This is a genomic window from Streptosporangium sp. NPDC050284 (genome assembly GCF_044459525.1).
Lineage (GTDB): Bacteria > Actinomycetota > Actinomycetes > Streptosporangiales > Streptosporangiaceae > Streptosporangium.
On record NZ_JBITIZ010000018.1, the window covers coordinates 56,274 to 72,811 of the forward strand.

Genomic DNA, 16,538 nt, shown 5'->3' on the forward strand with positions numbered 1-16,538 from the left:
CGTGACCTTCGTCAGGACAAAGGCGCACGCCTACCCCTATCCCCGCACCTCCGGTGAGCTCACCGAGGAGCACCTGAGTATGCCCGCCACGACGCTCACGGCGATCGCGCGGCACCCGGTGACCGTGTATCCCGACACCGCCGCCCTCTACCACCGGCTGGCCCGTGAGATGGCCGACGAGCTGCGCGACAACAACCTGCGCGGCGAACCCACCCGCTGGATCCTGCCCGTAGGCCCCAAGGCGCACTATCCGCTGCTGGCGCGCATCTGCAACCAGGAGCGCATCAGCTGGGCCGAGGTGCACGCCTTCCACATGGACGAGTTCCTCGACTGGCAGGGCCGCCCCGTCGAGCCGTCACACCCGTTCAGCTTCCGCGGCTACTGCGACCGCAACCTCTACCAGCTGCTGGACCCCGCGCTGCGCCCTCACCCCGGCAACGTCGTCTACCCCGACGTCCTCGACCCCGACGCCTACGGCGCCCGCCTGCGCGAGGTCGGCGGGGCCGACACGTGTTTCGCGGGCTTCGGCTACCGGGGGCACCTCGCCTTCAACGAGCCGCCCTCGAGCCGCTGGCACCAGTACACCGTCGAGGAGTTCGCCGCATCCACCACGCGGATCGTCACCCTGCTCGACGACACGCTCGTGGCCCTTTCGCACCGCCTGACCGGCGGCTACACCCAGCCCATCCCGCCGATGGCCATCACGCTGGGCATGGCGGAGATCCTTTCCGCCCGGCGGCTGCACCTCATCACCGACGGCGGCGCGTGGAAGCGGTACATCGTCCGCGTGCTGCTGCTGACGACCGAACCTGAGGTGTCGCTCCCGGTCACGCTGGCGCACCGGCACCCCGACGTGCGCGTCTCGGTGGACGCCGACAGCATCGCCCCGTGCGCGGTGGGGCTGGGCGCATGACCCCGCCTTTCGCCCGATCCCCTCACCAGGCGCCGTAGTGGTGGCCGCGAGAAAGATGGTGCCCCAGTGACCGTGCTCGCGCTCGGCGCCTACACCCTGGACCTCTACATGTTCGGCGGCCGTCTGCCGGCGGCCGGCGAGAGCGTCAACGCCGCCGAGTACGCCACCGCGCACGGCGGCAAGGCGGCGAACGTGGCGGTCGCGGCGGCCCGGCTCGGCGCGCCCGCGCGTTTCGCCGGCTGCCTGGGCGAGGACGCCGACCGTTCGGCGGCGCTGGCGGCGCTGCGGGCCGACGGCGTCGAGGTGGACGACTGCGCGATCGCCAAGGGCGTGGCCACCGGGCGCAGCTTCGTCTACGTCGACGACCAGGGGCGGCAGATCGTGATGACCTGGCCGGGGGCGGCCGACCTGCTGGCCCCGGAGCGGGCGGCCGCGGCGGCCGCGCGTCTGCCGGCCGGGTCGGTTCTCGTCCTGCAGGGCGAGATTCCGGTGGTGACCTCGTGCGCGGCCGCGGCGGCCGTCTCGCCGGGAGTCCGCGTCCTGGTCAACCCCAGCCCGGCCGAGGCGTTCCTGGGAGCCGACGGGGCGGACCTGCTGAGCAGGGCCGACGTGGTGGTGCTCAACGAAGGAGAACTGGGCGTGCTGGCCGGCGGCCGCACCGCGGACTCGTCGCGGTCCCTGGGCCTTCGTACGAAAGGAGGCACCGTGATCGTCACCCGGGGCGAGCGGGGGGCCGAGATGAGCGACGATCACGGCACTATGCTGGTCGACGCACCCCGCGTGGACGCTGTCGACACGACCGGAGCGGGCGACGCCTTCACCGGTACGCTGGCCGCCACCCTGCGCGCCGGGCTGAGCCTGGCGGCCGGGGTCCGACTCGCCTGCAGGGTGGCCGCAGTCTCGGTCACGCGCCGTTTCTGCGCGCCCAGTTACCCGTCCGCCGGAGAGCTCGGCCTAGCCCCTCTCCACGGTCCACCGGCGCAGGAGATATCCCCATGACACCACGACCGCACACCCTGGCCGTCAGGATCCGCGACCGGCTCCGCCTCCTCATCGTCGAGCAGGGCCTGCGCCCGGGCGACAAGCTGCCGTCGGAGAACGAGCTGATGAACCTCTTCGACGCGGGCCGCACCAGCATCCGCGAGGCGTTCAAGCTCCTGGAGCAGGAGGGCGTCATCCAGGCGCGTCACGGCGACGGCCGCTACCTCACCGCGCAGCCGAGCCTGGATCGTCCGCTGACCCGCCTCGAAGGCGTGACGGAGATGCTCGCCAGCCGCGGTTTCACCGCCGACGACACCGTCTTGGACGTCGCCTCGGTCGAGCCGGACCGCCATCAGCGCGAGGTGCTGCGGCTGGCGCCCGGTGAGACGATCGTGCGCCTGGAGCGGCTGCGCCGGCACCGCGACGACGCGTTGCTCTACTCGATCGACCTGTTTCCGCGTCGGCTCGTCCGTCTCCCGCTGGACGAGGTCGACTGGTCCGGGTCGCTGTTTCAGCTGCTCACCGAGCACGGTCACACGATCGCGTACGCGGTCACCCAGGTCCGTGCCGTCACCCTCGACTCGGCGCAGGCCGAGCGCATCGGCGGCACCGAGGCCGGCGGCGCGTGGCTGCTGCTCATCCAGACCCACCACGACAGCGCTGGGCGGCCCCTGCTGTTCTCGCAGGACTACCACCGAGGCACCGACTTCTCCTTCCACCTGGTGAGGCGCCGTGACTGACCCCCCGACAACCGGCACTGTGACCGGCACTGTGACCGGCACTGTGACCGGCGCGCGCCGCCGCCACGTCGTGTTCGACCACGACGGCGCGCCCGACGACCTGCTGGCGCTGCTGCTGCTGACCCGCTACGAGAACGTCGATCTGCGCGGTGTCGCCGTCACCCCGGCCGACTGCCTGCCCGCGCCCGGCCTGTCGGCCACCCGCAAGATCCTCGCGTTGGTGGGCCGGGACGTACCGACGGCGCTGGGCGTGCTGCCCGGCCGCAACCCTTTTCCGCTCGCCTGGCGGATCGACGCCCTGCGGGCGGACGCGCTGCCCGTGCTCAACCAGCGCGGCCGCACCGTCCCCACAGGTCAGGCGCCCCCGGCGCACGAGCAGCTCGCCACCTGGCTGGCGCAGGCGCCGGGACCGGTCACCGTGCTGGCCACCGGCCCGCTGACCAACATCGCCTGGTGCCTGAAGCACCACCCTCGGCTCGCGGCGCGCATCGAGGAGATCGTGTTCATGGGCGGCGCCCTGGATGTCGCGGGCAACGTCCACCAGCCCGGCCACGACGGCACCGGCGAGTGGAACGTCTACTGGGATCCCGACGCCGTCAAGTGCGTGTTCGACTCCGACGTGCCGATCACCATGTTCCCGCTGGATGTGACCAACCGGGTGCCGGTGACCGCCGACTTCGTCGAGATCTTCGGCCGTGCGTACGGCGAGCACGTGAGCGATCTGGCCGGGTCGCTGCTCGCGCTCACCTTCGGCACGCTGGAGACCACCGGGCTGCCCTACTGCTGCTGGGACAGCCTCACCACCTCCTACCTCGCCGACCAGGACATCTGCACCTTCGAGACGGTGCGCTGCGATGTCGTGACCCGGAGCGCGAGCCAGGGACGAATCGTGCGAAGTGCCGGCGGGCGCGCGGTCCGCTGTGCCCGGTCGGTCGACGCCGACCGGTTCTACCGGCACTTCGTCACCACCCTCGCCCCGCGCGGGCGATGACCTCAACGACAGAAAGGATCATGCGATGAGCACGAGAACGATGGATGCGGGCGAGCGGATCGCCGCGCCTCTTTTCGGCCGCCGCCGGATCCTGTCCGTCTTCTGGCTGGCCGAGGACGAGATCTCCTTCTACGGGCTGCCGCTGCTGCTGTGCCGGGTACCGCACGTGGTCAGGGCGACGGTCGGCCGAAGCGTGACGGAGGCCGGCCAGGCGCTCGGCGGAGGGGACTTCGACGTGGTGGTGCTGCCGGTCGCGACGGTGCCGCAGGTGGTGGCCGCCGCCGGTACGCCCTGTGGCCGCACCAGGGTGCTGGCACTGATGCGAACGGAGGAGGCGCGCCACCTGTCCCCCGTCGCCGGCGACCACGGTGTCGACGGCTGCCTGCTGTGGGACGTGGTCAACGTCGCCGGATTGTCCGACGCCTTCGCGCACCTGCTCAGCGGCGACCTGCCCACCCTGCCGGTCGCGCCGTCCGTGTCGCCGTCTGCGCCGCCGGTCGCGTCTTCCCCCCAGACCGCCGGCGCCGAGCTGACCGACCGGCTGACCGAGCGCGAGCACACGGCGCTCGCCCTGCTGCTGCGCGGAATGAGCAACAACCAGATCGCCCGCGCCATGGGCATCTCGATCCACGGCGTCAAACGGCACGTCTCGAACCTGCTCGTGAAGTTCGACTGCTCCAACCGGACGGAGGTGGCGCTGGTCGCGCAGCGGCTGGGACTCAGCTCCGCCACCGGTGTCCCCCGCGTCAACCCGGCGGTCAGGTGAAGGGCGGCACCGCCGCCCTTCCCGAATTCGCATATCGCCCGTACCCCGCAGTGACCGAAGAGAAGTGGAGCGACAATGGACGTCCCCCCCATGGAACTCAGTGGTCGCGTTCCCCTCGTGCGCGCCGACGATCTCGACGCCGACATGCAGAAGGCGGCGCAGGCCATCAGGACCCAGCTGACCGACTGGGGCTTCATGGCCGCCGAGGTCCCCGGCCTCGGCGCACGCGTCCGCACCATGATGGAGGAATTCGCCTCGGCGTGCCGATCGGCGGAGCCGCGGCTGGCCGACTACGCGCAATCGTCGGTACCCCAGCTGTCCGTCGGCGGCACGCACGGGTTCTTCCCCTACAACTCCGAGATCCCGCGCCTGGCCAACGGCGTGCCCGATCCCAAGGAGTTCATTCACGTCAGCGGGGCGCTGCTGGCCGACCAGCCGCCCGGCGCCGGTGACGTCCTGCGCGCCTTCCCGGCGTTCGGGGCGGCGGCGGCCGGCGTGTTCGACACCGCGTTCCGGCTGATCTCCCTGTTCGGCGAGGTCGTCCGCGGCATGATGGCGCCCGGCACCCCCGAGCTGGACCTGTCGCGGGAGGCCACGAACCTGCGGGTGATCCGCTACCGGGACGTGGGCGACCGCGAGGTGCTGGCGCACGAGCACTCGGGCATCCAGATGCTCGGCCTGCAGCTGCCGCCTTCCGACCAGGGGCTGCAGTACGTGCTGCACGACGGCACCTGGGTGGAGCCGGTGATCGCCGGCACCGACGTGGTCCTGTGCAACATCGGCCGGATGTTGACGAGTGCCTCCGACGGGCGTTTTCGGCCGTCGACGCACCGGGTGCACACCAAGCCCATGCCGTCCGGCTACGAACGTCTGTCGTCGGTGCTGTTCGCCTACCCGCCGCACAAGGCACCCCAGTGGAAGATGGTCGACGGTGAGGTGGTGACGCTCGACGCGACGTGGGGCGACTTCATCGAGAGCCGGTTCCAGGGCCTGGGCGAGCGGCAGCCGGAGTCCTGACGAAGAGAGGTCCTGGTAGTGACGAGGAAATTCCCCACGAAGTAGTACCTGACCTGCGGCGACGGCCGCGTTTGACGGATTGCTGATCACTGCCGCTACGTTCGTTCCGGTTTCGTCCGGTACGGCAGGTACAGGTGGTGCGTCGTCCGAGAAGATGTTCTCCGAGGAGCGGCTGGAGCAGCCGCGCTCGTCCCCGGAGTTCACCGGCGATGAGTCGATCCGGTATTTCACGCCGCCGACGGCGAGTGTGGCCTTCGTCGATCCGGGCAAGGGGCGGGGACCGGTAGACCGGCTGGGCATGCCGGTCCAGCCGGGCACCCCGCCCTGGCTCGGGTTCGTGCCCGGCGACGTGACCGCCGCGCCGCCCGCGGCAATGGCACGGGCGGCCGGAACACGGTCATTCACGGCGGCCAGGTGCTGTCCACCCACACCTATGTCTCCGACCAATGGTCAACCTGTTTAAAAAGAGTCAACCGGATTACTGGACAATTCCCGCGCGCTATGGCCTACGGTCGAGCGAATAGCCTGTGGCCGGCGAGAGATATGACGGGCGTTGAGACATCCGTCTCGTTGCGCGAAACGGAATTTCATGCCCTCGCCAAGGGCTCTGACCTGCTGCCGACCTTGCTGAACTGCGAAAAGCCGCCTTTGGCCAGCAGAACGGGTGTGTGACTTCGACGGATAAAGGCGGCCGTTTCGACTTTCCGGATGATGCGGGCGACTTGCGGGGGGATGAGCGTTCGCGACACGCCATTAGAGTCAAATTCATGGAATGGAATTTTCAAGCGGCCGAAGACCTCGCAGCTGCATTGCGTGCCGGTGAAGTGAGCTCGGTGGAACTGGCCGACGAGGCGATCGCCCGTATCGAGCGGGACGACAAAGCGATCAACGCGATCTGCGTACCGGACTTCGACCGTGCGCGGGCCGCCGCGCACGGTGCCGACCTGGCGCGCGCCCGGGGCGAGGACCGGCCGCTGCTCGGCATTCCGGTGACGGTCAAGGAGTCGTACAACGTCGCCGGGCTGCCCACGACCTGGGGCATGCCGGCGCACCGGAGCTACATGCCGGCCGAGGACGCGGTACAGGTGTCGCGACTCAGGGCCGCGGGAGCGGTGGTGCTCGGCAAGACCAACGTGCCGTTGGGGCTGCAAGACATACAGAGCTTCAACGAGATCCACGGCACCACCAACAACCCGTGGGATCACGGTCGCACGCCGGGCGGATCCTCCGGCGGATCGGCGGCGGCCCTGGCGTCCGGGTTCGGCGCGCTGTCCATCGGCTCCGACCTCGCCGGTTCGCTGCGCACCCCCGCGCATTTCTGCGGTGTCTACGCGCACAAGCCGACACTCGGACTGGCGGCGAACCGCGGTATGGTCCCGCCGTCCGAGCCGGCATTGCCGATCGACCTCGACCTCGCCGTCGTCGGCCCGATGGCGCGCACCGCCCGTGACCTCACGCTCCTGCTCGACGTCATGGCCGGACCGGACCCGCTGACGCTCGGCGTGGCGCACGACTTGACGCTGCCGCCCGCCCGCCACGAGCGGCTCTGCGATTTCCGGGTCTTGGTCCTTGAGGAGCATCCGCTGATTCCGACCGGGTCCGCTGTGCGGGCGGGCGTGAACCGGGTGGCAGACGCGCTCGTCGACGGCGGTGGCCGCGTCGAACGGCGCAGTCCGCTGCTGCCCGATCTGACCGAAGCCGCGATGCTCTACATGCAGTTGCTGGTTTCGGGCTCCGTCGCGCGTTTTCCCGTCGAATCGCACGAGCGGCTGCGGACCCGCGCCGCCGGACTGAGCGCGGACGACCGCAGTCTTGACGCCGTGCGGTTGCGCGGCATGGTGTTCAGCCACCGCGACTGGATGGAGGCGGACAACCGTCGCGAGGTCCACCGCCACGGCTGGCGGCAACTGTTCGCCGAGTTCGATGTCGTGGTGTGTCCGATCACGCCGACGCCCGCGTTCCCGCACGACCACAGCCCCAATCCGCTGGAACGGTGGATCGACATCGACGGCGTCGAGTACCCGTACTTCGACCAGCTCGTCTGGGCCGGTCTGGCCACCATGCCCGGCCTGCCGGCCACTGCCGTACCGGCGGGCCGGTCCCCCGAGGGTCTGCCGGTGGGAGTGCAGCTCATCGGTCCGATGTTCGAGGACCGCACCCCGCTGCGGCTGGCCGAACTGCTCGAGCAGAAGATCGGCGGCTTCCACTCACCGAGATAGAGCATATCGCCGGGTATCCGCTGGCTGCCGGGGCGCCGTTTCCCGGGAAGGGAGTTCACCGACGCCGGTGGCGGAGTGCTCGCTGCTCGGCGACGTCGAGTGCGGGTGTGAGGGGGGCGAGCGTGGCGCGAAGGAGGTCCGGTAGTGAGCCGGACGGCACGACGAGCCCGCTGGTCGTGGAGGACGAGACGGTCGTCTGCAGCCACTGCTCGAGCGCCACGCGAACCGCGGCGGCCACGCTCGCCGCGAGCACCCGTGCGGTGTGCGGGTCGCCGTCGCCGAGACGTTCGGCGATCGCATCGGTGAGGGGGTGCTCGATCGCGGTGGTGGTTTCGACGAACGCGTCGCGCAGCGCGGGGCGGGTGGTGATCAGCAGCAGCGCGCCCTGGCCGGATTCGTCCGGGGCGGTGTACTGATCCACGATCGCCTCGATGACGGCGTCGGCGAGGCCGACGCCGCGGGGCCGGCCGGTCACCGCCGCCGCGACCCGCGCCTCCCGTTCGCCGGCGACGGCGGCGACGATCGCCTGTTCGCGGCTGGAGAAGTAGTTGTTGTACGTCCTGGGTGAGACGCCGGCGGCCTCGGCGATGTCATCGACGCGCACGTTGTCGGGTCCACGCTCAAGAGCCAGCCGCAGGGCCGCCGTGCGCAGGGCCTCTCGGGTGGCCTGCTTCTTCTGCTCGCGCAGCCCCGTGCGTCTCGTCGTCACCGTCTCAGCATCTCACCTTGAATGCGTGTACGCAAACTTGCCTACGCGCAACTTTTTTCCTAGCCTGGGCGTCCTCTCACCTCGGGCGAACAAGGGAGTGCACATGATCACGGATGTCGTCATCGTCGGCGGCGGTCCGAACGGGCTGATGCTGGCCTGCGAGCTGAGCCTGGCGGGGGTCCGGCCGGTCGTGCTGGAGCGGTTGCCGGAGCCGAGCGAGGAACCGAAGGCGAACGGATTGCTCGGCCAGGTCGTCAGGCTGCTCGACCGCCGGGGGCTGTACGAACGTCTCAGCGGCAGCCCGGAGCCGCCACGGCCGAACTCCGCCTACTTCATGTTCGGCGCGCTGGGCCTGGACCTGAGTCTGCTGGAGGACAGCCCCGTCTACGCCCTGCCGGTGCCGCAGCGACGCATCGTGCAGGTTCTGCAGGAGCGCGCCGTCGAGTTGGGCGTGGAGATCCGGCGCGGACATGAGGTCGTCGGCCTGTCGCAGGACGACGAGGCGGTCACCGTCGACGTCGCGGGCCCGGGTGGGACCTACCACCTGCGGGCCCGGTACCTTGTCGGCGCGGACGGAGCCCACAGCGTCACCCGCAAGCTGTCGGGCATCGGATTCCCCGGAGTCACCTACGACCGGATGACCGTGCGCTCGGCGCATGTGACGGTCCCGGCGGACCGGGTCGATCCCGCGACCGGTGCGCTGAACGTGCCCGGCTACGGCGCCGTTTCGCCGTTCATGCCCCACCGCACCGAGCACGGAGGGTTCTCCTACGCGCCGATGCCCGGCCACCCGCCGCTGCTCAGCACCACGGAGTGGGACCAGCCCATGACCGAGGCCTCGATGAGCCTGGAGGAGTTACGGGCGAGCATCCGCCGCGTGCTCGGCGTCGAGGTGCCGCTCGGCCCGCCCGACGGCCAGGGACCGCACGTGCTGCGCCGGCTGAGTGGCGGTAACACCCGGGTCGCCGAACGCTTCGCCGACGGCCGGGTGTTCCTGATCGGCGACGCCGCTCACGTGTACGCCGCCACGGGGGGCGGTCCAGGGCTCAACCTCGGCCTGCAGGACGCGGTCAATCTCGGCTGGAAACTCGCCACCGAGATCCGGGCGGGCGCCCCGTCCGGACTGCTGGACAGCTACGAGACGGAGCGGCGATCGGCCGCCCGGCGCATGGTGCTGAACGCGCAGGCGCAGGCGGCCCTGATCGCCCCCGGCAGCGATGTCACCGGACTGCGCGAGGTGTTCACCGAACTGCTCCGCGACCCGGACACCGTGCGGCGCCTGGCCGAACTCACCGCGGGCGCCGACGTCCGCTACGACATGGGCGCAGGCGAGGCGCATCCGCTGACCGGCCGGTTCGCCCCGGACCTGGACCTGCACACCCCGGCCGGTCCGGTCCGGCTGGCCGAGCTGACCACAACCGCACGCCCTTTGCTGCTCGACCTGACCGAAGAGGCGTCGCTGGCAAAGGCCCTCGCCCTGCGGCACGACCAGGTCGATGTCGTCACGGCGCGCTCCCAGGCCCCCGCGCCCACCGCCCTGCTCCTTCGACCGGACTGCTATGTGGCCTGGGCATCCGCGTCACCCCGGCCCGATCCCGCGGAGATCGCGACACTCCGGGCAGCCTTGCGGCGGTGGTTCGGAGTCACCAAGCCTGCCCACACCTGAGGCAGCCGGCGCCGGTCCGGAATCCGTTCCGGCCCCGAGCATCAAGAGAGGTGGCACTGAACATGGTTCGTCGGACCCCTACCTGATGTGGGTGAAGAAGTCCAGGACGTCCCCGGCGAGCAGCTCCGGTACCTCCATCGCGGCGAAGTGGCCACCGCGCTCGAACTCCGACCAGTGCCTGATGTCGTACAGCCGCTCGGCCAGCGGTCGCACCGACTGCGTGATGTCGTGCGCGAACACCGCCACGCCGACCGGCACCGGACACGGCTCGACCCGCCGCGGAGCCTCACGCGCCAGCCGCGCCGAGGAGGCCGCGGTGGCGGTCAGCCAGTACAGCGAGATGTCGGTGAGCATCCGCTCGTCGCCGATCCGCGAGCGCGGGTCCGTCCACTGCGCGAAGCGCTCGGCGATCCAGGCCAGCTGGCCGACCGGCGAGTCGGTGAGCGCGTAACCGATGGTCTGCGGGGTGGTGGCCTGCAGAGCCTGGTACGGCGGGCGGTTGGCCATCAACCGCCTGACCTTCTCCAGCCGGGCCTCGTCCGCTTCCGACAACTCAAGGCCGGCGTCGGGGTCCGGCCGGGTCGGCAGGTAGTTGACGTGCACCCCGACGACCTGCTCGGGTGCCACCGAGCCGAGCGCCATCGAGATGCCCGAGCCGAAGTCGCCGCCTTGTGCGCCGTAGCGCTCGTACCCCAGACGGCGCATCAGCTCGGCCCAGGCCCGCGCGACCCGGACGATGTCCCAGCCGCGCTCGTGGGTCGGCCCGGAGAAGCCGAAGCCCGGGATGGAGGGGATCACCAGGTGGAAGTCGCGCGACAGTGGCTCGATCACGTCGAGGAACTCCAGGAACGACCCCGGCCAGCCGTGGGTGAGGACGAGCGCGAGCGCGTCCGGCCTCGGAGAGCGGACGTGGACGAAGTGGATGTTCTGGCCGTCGATCTCGGTGGTGAAGTGCGCGAGCTCGTTCAGCTTGACCTCGTGCGCGCGCCAGTCGTAGCCGGTGCGCCAGTGTTCGGCGAGTTCCTTCAGCCGCGCCAGCGGGAAGCCGTAGTCCCATCCGGCGTCGGCGACCTCGTTGGGCCAGCGGGTGCGCGAGAGCCGGTCGGCCAGGTCGTCGAGGTCTGCCTGGGGGATGTCGATGCGGAACGGCTTGATCATGGTCTTGGCTCCAGGGGATTCGCCCGGCGCCCGGATGTTCGGACGGGCCGGTGTCGATGAGGTCGGTGCGGACGGCGAGGGGCGGCGGGTGCCGGTTTCGAACCACGCTCGCGCGGGTGTCCGCGGCGTGCCGGAAAGTGATCGGTTCTCGCGTGTTCAGACGGTCGCGGCCGGCATCGTTTTGTTGGCGTGACCAACGTTGGCGTCGCCCACTATATACAGATTTATTGGTCATACCAACGATGTATGGTGGCTGGTGTGGAAAAAACACCCGCCCGCCTAGCTGCGAAGCCGAGTTGGTTGCTCACCCAGCTGGCGGTGCACGCCCACCGCCTGGCCTCCGACGGCTTCGCCGAGGTGGGGGCGCGCGGATACCACTACCGGATCCTGGCCGCGCTGGAGGAGTTCGGGGTGGCCAGTCAGGCCGAGCTCGGCCGCCGGTGCAACATGGACCGCAGTGACGTCGTGGCGGCGATCAACGAGCTGGCCGGGCAGGGCTTGGTCGAGCGGACGCCGGACCCCGATGACCGAAGGCGCAACCTGGTTACCCTCACCCTGGCGGGTGATCGGCAGCTGCGGCGCCTGGACCGGGCGCTCGACAAGGCGCAGGAGGACCTGCTCGGACCGCTCGCGGCCGAGGACCGGCAGGTCCTGACCCGTCTGCTCACCCAGCTGCTCGCACACCACCAGCGGGGGTGAGCGGCGCACGGATCGCGCCGAGGCCGGCCGGGACGGAGAAAAAGCCGTTGATCACCCTCGCCGCGCGAGGGAAAGCTGTACCAAATCACTGGTGAAGAGAACCCGCGAGGAGCCGGTCGTGGCGAGTGGCTTGATGGTCGTCCTCGTGCTGGGCGTCATCATGGTGGCGGGAGCCTCGGTGCAGCGGCTGGCGGGAATCGGGTTCGCGCTCGTGTCGGTGCCCGCGCTGGTGCTGCTGCTGGGCCCGGCCGAGGGCGTGGTGCTCGCCAACTGCGCGGCCGGCGCCATCAGCGCGGTCGGCCTCGCCGGCACCTGGCGCCAGGTGCGCCTGGCCGCGATGGTCCCGCTGGTCGTCGCGGCCGCCTGCACGGTACCGGCCGGGGCCTGGGTGGCCGCCCGCCTGCCCGAGCCGGTGCTGCTGGCCGGTATGGGGGTGCTGGTGAGCGTGGCCGTGGCGCTGGTGATGTGGGGTGCCCGGGTGCCGGCCCTGCGCGGCGTCAAAGGCGCGGTGGCCGCCGGTGCCGCGAGCGGGTTCATGAACTCCTCGGCCGGAGTGGGCGGCCCCGCGGTCTCCCTGTACGCGGTGAACGCGGGCTGGACGGTACGGGAGTTCGTGCCGAACGCCCAGTTCTACGGGGTGGTGGTGAACGCCTTCTCCGTGACGGCCAAAGGCGTGCCGCAGCTGCCCGCCCCGGTCTGGTTGCTGGTCGCGGCCTCGATCGCGGCGGGCTCGGCGATCGGCGCGGCACTGGCGCGGCGGGTTCCGGAAAGGCCGGCCCGGCTGGTGGTGCTGCTGCTCGCGCTGGGCGGCGGGCTCACCACGCTGGGCAAAGGACTGTGGGAGCTGTGAGCGGGCCACCTCGCGTCGTCTGCCGATTATCCGGGCAAGGGGCGGTCGCGGAGCTCGGATTTGCGGATCTTGCCCGACCCCGTCTTCGGCAGCGCGTCGACGATCTCGAAACGGACGGGGATCTTGTACTTCGCGAGCCGGGAACGCAGAAAGCCCGTCAGTTCGCCGGGGGCGACGCCGGCGCCGGGACGAAGCACGACGAAAGCGCGGCCCACCTCTCCCCATCTCTGGTCCGCCATCCCCACCACGGCGGCCTCCGCCACGGCCGGATGCGCGAAGAGCGCCTCTTCGACCTCCGCCGGGTAGACGTTCTCCCCGCCGGAGATGTACATGTCCTTGATGCGGTCGACGATGCTCAGATGGCCCTCCTCGTCCATGATCGCGATGTCGCCGGAGCGGAACCAGCCGTCCTCGGTCAGCGCGGCGGCACTGGCCTGCGGGTTCCGCCAGTAGCCGGGGGTGACGTTCGGCCCCTGGATGAGCACCTCGCCCGGCTCCCCGACCGGTGCCGTCGTGAGGTCGGGGCGTGCCACCCGCACGCTGGAGAAGAAGACCGGCACCCCGGCCGAGCCCGCCTTGCGCACGCTCTCGCCCGCCTCCAGGAAGGTCGCGCCGGGGGCGGTCTCGGTCAGTCCGTAGCCCTGGCAGAAGACCAGGCCCCTTTCCTGGTAGGTGCGGATCAGCGCCACGGGGATGGCCGCGCCGCCGGCCATGAGGGTGCGCAGCGACGACAGGTCGGCCTCGGCCCAGCGCGGTGACCTGGCGAAGTCGGCGAACATCGTGGTGACGCCGAACATCCACGTCACCCGGTGTTTCTCGATGAGGTCGTAGCACACCTCGGCGTCCCAGGACGGCATGATCACCGAGGTGCCGCCCTTGAGGAAGGTCGGCAGCAGCGTCTGGTTCAGGGCCGCGACGTGGAAGAGCGGCGCGCTGATCAGCGTCACCTCCGTGCTCGTCACATCCACGCCGACCATCATGTTGAAGCAGTTCCACACCAGGTTGGCGTGGCTGAGCATCGCCCCCTTGGGGCTGCCGGTCGTGCCGGAGGTGTAGAGGATGAGGGCGAGGTCGTCGAGCGCCACCGGGACGTCGATGGGATCGGGTTCGCCCCGCGACGCCCAGGTCTCGAAGTCGTGCTCCCCCGGCGCGGGCGAGCCCAGGGCCACGAGCGTGTACGGTCCGGGCAGGGCGCGCACCGTCTGCGCGCAGCCGGGGTCGTACACCAGCAGTGAGGCGCCCGAGTGGCGGAGCATGTAGCCGATCTCGGGCGCGGTCAGCCGGAAGTTCAGCGGGACGAAGACGGCCCCCAGCAGGTGGGTGGCGAACATGGTCTCGGCGAAGGCGACGTGGTTGGGGCCGAGGTAGGCGACTCGATCCCCCGCCCCGATTCCCTCCTCGCGCATCCGTGAGGCCAGGCGGGTCGCCCGCCGGTGGACGTCGGCGTAGCTGACGGATCGGCCCGCGAGGACGAACGCGGTGCGCTGAGGGCTCATCTGGGCTCGGCGGGCGGGCCAGCCGCCGAGCCCGGCGTTACGCATCGGTGGCGGCACGGATCGCCGGGGCGCCGGAGGTGAGGTCGTCGCCACTGGTCTCACGCAGGGCCAGCACGCACAGTACGGTCAGCAGGCAGCAGGCGGCGATGATCACCGAGATCGTCGTCGTGCTGCCGCCCCCGGAGGAGGCGTCCAGCTGGGCGAACAGCAGCGGGCCCAGACCCGCGCCGAGTCCGGCGAGCTGGTAGCCGAGCGAGGCGCCGGTGTAGCGGTTCCTGGTGGGGAAGAGCTCGGCGTACAGCGCCCCGAGCGGGCCGTACATCATCGGGTGGATGAGCGCCTGGCCGAGCACCAGCGCGATGACGAGCAGCGCGACGCTGCCGGCGTTCACCATCGGGAACAGCACGAAGCCGAAGGCGGCCATGAGCAGCGCGCCCGCCAGCACGATCGGACGGCGTCCGACCCGGTCCGAGAGCGCCGACCAGGCGATGATGCTCACCACGGCGAGCGCGGAGGAGAGCGTGAGGCCGTTCAGCACGGCTTGGCGGGTGAAACCGGTCCGGACGCCGTAGGCGATGAGATAGGTGGTCAGCGTGCCCTGGGCCACGAACGCCGACAGCCCGACACCCACCCCCAAAAGCAGGGTCCTGGGGTGGTTGCGCAACACCTCCAGCAACGGCATCCGGGCGGCGCGGCCGCCGGTGCCGGCCGCCTCGAACACGGGAGTCTCCTCGACCCGCAACCGGACGAACAGGCCGACCCCCAGCAGGAGGATGCTGAGCAGGAACGGCACCCGCCAGCCCCAGCTCAGGAAGGCCTGCTCACCCACGACGGCCGCGGTGCCGCTGAGCACGCCGGTGGAGAGCACCATGCCGAACGGGGCGCCGGCGTTGGTGAAGCTCGCCCACAGGCCGCGGCGGCTGCTCGCGTGTTCCGCCGACATCAGCACGGCGCCTCCCCATTCGCCGCCGATGGCCACGCCCTGCAGTACGCGAAGGGCGACCAGGGCGACGGGGGCCAGGGCGCCGATCTGCTCGTAGGTGGGCAGCACGCCGATGAGGAAGCTGGCGACACCCATCAGGGTCATGGTCAAGACCAGCATGCGCTTGCGGCCGAGCCGGTCGCCGAAGTGGCCGAAGATCACTCCGCCGAGCGGCCTGGCGAGGTACCCCGTGGCGAAGGTGCCGAAGCTGGCGACCGTGGCCGTGAGCGGGTCGAGCGAGGAGAAGAAGATCTTGCTGAAGACCACCGCCGAGGCCGTGGCGTACAGCAGGAAGTCGTAGTACTCGATCACGCTGCCCAGGAAGCTGGAGGCCACCGCGCGGCGCAGCTGAACCTGGTTGGGGGGAAAGACCGACGGGTTCGTCATGACTGAGCTCCTCAGTCCGAGAGCGAGCTACTGCGCTTGCTTGCCCGGAGGTTAGGCATTTTTGTGACGGACGTCAATCCTTTGCCCAGCATTAAAAGGTGCCGAGCCCGAGCAGGCGCACGGCGTTGTCCTTGAGGATCTTCGGGCGGACCTCGGGCTTGATGTCGAGGGCGTCGAAGTCGGCGAGCCATCGATCCGGCGTGATCATCGGGTAGTCGGATCCGAAGAGCACCTTGTCCTTCAGCAGCGTGTTGGCGTACCGGACGAGCTGCGGGGGAAAGTACTTCGGCGACCACCCCGACAGGTCGATGTAGACCTGCGGCTTGTGCGTGGCGACCGCCAGAGCCTCGTCCTGCCAGGGAAAGGACGGATGGGCGAGGATGATCCGCAGCTCGGGGAAGTCGACGGCGACGTCGTCGACCAGCATGGGGTTGGAGTACTTCAGCCGGATCCCGCCCCCGCCGGGCAGGCCGGCACCGATGCCGGTCTGGCCGGTGTGAAACAGCGCCGGCACGCCCATCTCCTCGATCGCCTCGTAAAGCGGGTAGGCCACCCGGTCGTCGGGCGCGATGCCCTGGACGCTCGGATGGAACTTGAAACCACGCACCCCGTGCTCGGCCACCAGCCGGCGCGCCTCGCGGACACCGGCCCTGCCCTTCCACGGATCGACGCTGGCGAAGGGGATCAGCACGTCGGCGTGGGCGGCGCAACTCGCCGCGACCTCCTCGTTCGAGATGCGCCGATGCCCGGTGGCGTGCTCGGCGTCGACGGTGAACACCACCGCCGCCATCCTGCGCTCGCGGTAGTAGGCGGCCATCTCGGCGATGGTGGGCCGAGAGTGCCCCTTGAAGTACTTCGCCGAGGCTCCGGCCAGCTCGTCGCTGAGCGAGGCGTGCCCGTCCGCGGAGACCTCCGCGTGCGTGTGCACGTCGATGGCGACCAGTTCGTCGACGTTCATGAACTC

15 protein-coding genes are annotated in these 16,538 nt (G+C 70.4%); 10 read left to right on the forward strand and 5 right to left on the reverse strand.

The window, feature by feature from the left end; translation table 11 throughout:
- Position 1 precedes the first annotated feature (1 nt).
- The 7 genes from ACIBH4_RS32985 to ACIBH4_RS33015 all read left to right on the forward strand — a co-directional run bounded on the left by ACIBH4_RS32985 (position 2) and on the right by ACIBH4_RS33015 (position 7,627).
- Positions 2 to 913, forward strand: coding sequence for a hypothetical protein (locus ACIBH4_RS32985; protein WP_362519079.1), 912 nt, complete (start codon positions 2 to 4; stop codon positions 911 to 913).
- 66 nt (positions 914 to 979) lie between these two features.
- Complete coding sequence (locus ACIBH4_RS32990) at positions 980 to 1,912, forward strand: PfkB family carbohydrate kinase (RefSeq protein ID WP_362519082.1); 933 nt, start codon at positions 980 to 982, stop codon at positions 1,910 to 1,912.
- Positions 1,909 to 2,634, forward strand: coding sequence for a GntR family transcriptional regulator (locus tag ACIBH4_RS32995; RefSeq protein ID WP_362519085.1), 726 nt, complete (start codon positions 1,909 to 1,911; stop codon positions 2,632 to 2,634). Before ACIBH4_RS32990 ends, ACIBH4_RS32995 begins: the two co-directional genes overlap by 4 nt.
- Before the next feature lie 19 nt (positions 2,635 to 2,653).
- Positions 2,654 to 3,625: a nucleoside hydrolase gene (locus ACIBH4_RS33000; protein WP_399173432.1), complete on the forward strand. Its 972-nt coding sequence runs from the start codon at positions 2,654 to 2,656 to the stop codon at positions 3,623 to 3,625.
- A 25-nt stretch (positions 3,626 to 3,650) separates the two neighbouring features.
- Positions 3,651 to 4,391: a LuxR C-terminal-related transcriptional regulator gene (locus ACIBH4_RS33005; protein WP_362519092.1), complete on the forward strand. Its 741-nt coding sequence runs from the start codon at positions 3,651 to 3,653 to the stop codon at positions 4,389 to 4,391.
- 75 nt (positions 4,392 to 4,466) lie between these two features.
- The gene (locus ACIBH4_RS33010; protein WP_362519095.1) at positions 4,467 to 5,408 is read left to right on the forward strand and encodes a hypothetical protein; all 942 of its coding nucleotides are present in this window, start codon (positions 4,467 to 4,469) and stop codon (positions 5,406 to 5,408) included.
- 767 nt (positions 5,409 to 6,175) lie between these two features.
- On the forward strand, positions 6,176 to 7,627 hold the full coding sequence (locus tag ACIBH4_RS33015) for an amidase (RefSeq protein ID WP_362767464.1): 1,452 nt from the start codon (positions 6,176 to 6,178) through the stop codon (positions 7,625 to 7,627).
- 55 nt (positions 7,628 to 7,682) lie between these two features.
- On the opposite strand, the gene ACIBH4_RS33020 is transcribed toward ACIBH4_RS33015, so the two are convergent.
- Positions 7,683 to 8,336, reverse strand: a complete 654-nt coding sequence (locus tag ACIBH4_RS33020) for a helix-turn-helix domain-containing protein (RefSeq protein WP_362519101.1) — start codon at positions 8,334 to 8,336, stop codon at positions 7,683 to 7,685.
- 103 nt (positions 8,337 to 8,439) lie between these two features.
- On the opposite strand from ACIBH4_RS33020, the gene ACIBH4_RS33025 reads away from it, so the two are divergent.
- Positions 8,440 to 10,002: an FAD-dependent oxidoreductase gene (locus ACIBH4_RS33025; RefSeq protein WP_362767462.1), complete on the forward strand. Its 1,563-nt coding sequence runs from the start codon at positions 8,440 to 8,442 to the stop codon at positions 10,000 to 10,002.
- A 78-nt stretch (positions 10,003 to 10,080) separates the two neighbouring features.
- Here ACIBH4_RS33025 and ACIBH4_RS33030 read toward each other — a convergent pair whose 3' ends face one another.
- Positions 10,081 to 11,160 (reverse strand): epoxide hydrolase family protein, encoded by a 1,080-nt coding sequence (locus ACIBH4_RS33030; RefSeq protein WP_362767460.1) that lies wholly within the window; start codon positions 11,158 to 11,160, stop codon positions 10,081 to 10,083.
- Positions 11,161 to 11,418: 258 nt separating this feature from the next.
- Between ACIBH4_RS33030 and ACIBH4_RS33035 the strand changes: the two genes are divergently transcribed.
- Together ACIBH4_RS33035 and ACIBH4_RS33040 are read left to right on the forward strand one after the other, a co-directional pair.
- The gene (locus ACIBH4_RS33035; RefSeq protein ID WP_362767457.1) at positions 11,419 to 11,859 is read left to right on the forward strand and encodes a MarR family transcriptional regulator; all 441 of its coding nucleotides are present in this window, start codon (positions 11,419 to 11,421) and stop codon (positions 11,857 to 11,859) included.
- Positions 11,860 to 11,950: 91 nt separating this feature from the next.
- A complete protein-coding gene (locus ACIBH4_RS33040; RefSeq protein ID WP_362519112.1) occupies positions 11,951 to 12,709 on the forward strand; it encodes a sulfite exporter TauE/SafE family protein in 759 nt (252 codons plus the stop codon).
- A gap of 26 nt (positions 12,710 to 12,735) precedes the next feature.
- Here ACIBH4_RS33040 and ACIBH4_RS33045 read toward each other — a convergent pair whose 3' ends face one another.
- The 3 genes from ACIBH4_RS33045 to ACIBH4_RS33055 all read right to left on the reverse strand — a co-directional run bounded on the left by ACIBH4_RS33045 (position 12,736) and on the right by ACIBH4_RS33055 (position 16,532).
- Positions 12,736 to 14,205, reverse strand: coding sequence for a long-chain fatty acid--CoA ligase (locus tag ACIBH4_RS33045; protein ID WP_399173436.1), 1,470 nt, complete (start codon positions 14,203 to 14,205; stop codon positions 12,736 to 12,738).
- Positions 14,206 to 14,242: 37 nt separating this feature from the next.
- On the reverse strand, positions 14,243 to 15,574 hold the full coding sequence (locus ACIBH4_RS33050; RefSeq protein ID WP_362519118.1) for an MFS transporter: 1,332 nt from the start codon (positions 15,572 to 15,574) through the stop codon (positions 14,243 to 14,245).
- Positions 15,575 to 15,665: 91 nt separating this feature from the next.
- Positions 15,666 to 16,532 carry an amidohydrolase family protein gene (locus ACIBH4_RS33055; RefSeq protein ID WP_362519122.1) on the reverse strand — a complete coding sequence of 289 codons (867 nt, stop codon included), beginning with the start codon at positions 16,530 to 16,532 and terminating at the stop codon, positions 15,666 to 15,668.
- Positions 16,533 to 16,538 lie beyond the last annotated feature (6 nt).